The sequence below is a fragment of the Photobacterium malacitanum genome, assembly GCF_900185615.1.
GTDB lineage: Bacteria > Pseudomonadota > Gammaproteobacteria > Enterobacterales > Vibrionaceae > Photobacterium > Photobacterium malacitanum.
The window spans coordinates 1-1714 of record NZ_FYAK01000031.1 but is presented as its reverse complement, the minus strand read 5'-3'; the positions used below and the strand labels follow the sequence as shown (position 1 = coordinate 1714).

The following is a 1714-nucleotide window of genomic DNA, read 5'->3' as shown; positions in this document are numbered from 1 at the left end:
TACTTACTGGTATTCGGAGTTTGCAAAGGGTTGGTAAGTCGGGATGACCCCCTAGCCTTAACAGTGCTCTACCCCCAGTAGTATTCGTCCGAGGCGCTACCTAAATAGCTTTCGGGGAGAACCAGCTATCTCCGAGTTTGATTGGCCTTTCACCCCTAGCCACAAGTCATCCGCTAATTTTTCAACATTAGTCGGTTCGGTCCTCCAGTAAGTGTTACCTCACCTTCAACCTGCCCATGGCTAGATCACTCGGTTTCGGGTCTAATCCTAGCAACTATGACGCCCAGTTAAGACTCGGTTTCCCTACGGCTCCCCTAAACGGTTAACCTTGCTACTAAAATTAAGTCGCTGACCCATTATACAAAAGGTACGCAGTCACCCAACAAGTGGGCTCCTACTGCTTGTACGTACACGGTTTCAGGTTCTATTTCACTCCCCTCACAGGGGTTCTTTTCGCCTTTCCCTCACGGTACTGGTTCACTATCGGTCAGTCAGGAGTATTTAGCCTTGGAGGATGGTCCCCCCATGTTCAAACAGGATATCACGTGTCCCGTCCTACTCGATTTCACTAATAAAGCGTTGTTGGTTACGGGGCTATCACCCTGTATCGCGGTACTTTCCAGAACCTTCACCTAACGCTGAACTAACTTAAGGGCTAATCCGGTTTCGCTCGCCGCTACTACCGGAATCTCGGTTGATTTCTCTTCCTCGGGGTACTTAGATGTTTCAGTTCCCCCGGTTCGCCTCATTAACCTATGTATTCAGTTAATGATACTAGCTTATGCTAGTGGGTTTCCCCATTCGGAAATCCCAGACTCAAGTGGCTTTTACTGCCTAATCTGGGCTTATCGCAAGTTAATACGTCCTTCATCGCCTCTGACTGCCAAGGCATCCACCGTGTACGCTTAGTCACTTAACCATACAACCCCAAGAGGTCTTGTATGTTCAACTAACCAAGGTTTGCGTTTAACATTTCGATCAAGAAAATATTAAACATTGGTTTTTCGCCGGACTCATTTATTTGTCTTCACTTTAAAAAGTGAAAGCAAACACAGACACTTGAATGTGTATGTTTTGAGAACTCGTTTTTATTCGAAAATAAAAACATTTTTTAAAATCAATCTTTCGATTGAATTTACTAGTCAGCTTTCCAGATTGTTAAAGAGCATGCAATTATCATTAGATAACCACTTTGTAATCACACTCTTACGAATGTATTTATAAAGTGGTGGAGCTATGCGGGATCGAACCGCAGACCTCTTCGCTGCCAGCGAAGCGCTCTCCCAGCTGAGCTATAGCCCCTTAAAGTTTTACTTCTTTAGGAGAAGTTCTCTAAAAAGAGAAAGTGGTGGGCGATACCGGGCTCGAACCAGTGACCCCCTCCTTGTAAGGGAGGTGCTCTCCCAACTGAGCTAATCGCCCACGATAGTTGCTATTTGTTTTCACTTTAAAAAGTAAAACCAAACTAGCTTTCCTTCGTGGAAAGGAAATGGTGGGTCGTGCAGGATTCGAACCTGCGACCAATTGATTAAAAGTCAACTGCTCTACCAACTGAGCTAACGACCCAATTTTCACTTCAAAAAGAAGTGGCGTCCCGTAGGGGAGTCGAACCCCTGTTACCGCCGTGAAAGGGCGGTGTCCTAGGCCTCTAGACGAACGGGACAATGTTCATAACGTAAGTTGTTGGGCAACTTACGTCGGCTCTTTTACATTT

Annotated in this window: 4 tRNA genes and 1 rRNA gene; all 5 read right to left on the bottom strand. The window is 45.7% G+C overall.

Going from position 1 to position 1714, the window contains the following annotated elements:
• Window positions 1-919: ribosomal RNA gene (locus tag PMAL9190_RS19850) — 23S ribosomal RNA — on the bottom strand; the annotation flags it as partial.
• A gap of 307 nt (window positions 920-1226) precedes the next feature.
• Window positions 1227-1302 (bottom strand) — tRNA-Ala (locus tag PMAL9190_RS19845).
• Between the two features lie 44 nt (window positions 1303-1346).
• Window positions 1347-1422, bottom strand: a tRNA-Val gene (locus PMAL9190_RS19840).
• Between the two features lie 68 nt (window positions 1423-1490).
• Window positions 1491-1566, bottom strand: a tRNA-Lys gene (locus tag PMAL9190_RS19835).
• A gap of 21 nt (window positions 1567-1587) precedes the next feature.
• Window positions 1588-1663, bottom strand: a tRNA-Glu gene (locus PMAL9190_RS19830).
• Window positions 1664-1714 lie beyond the last annotated feature (51 nt).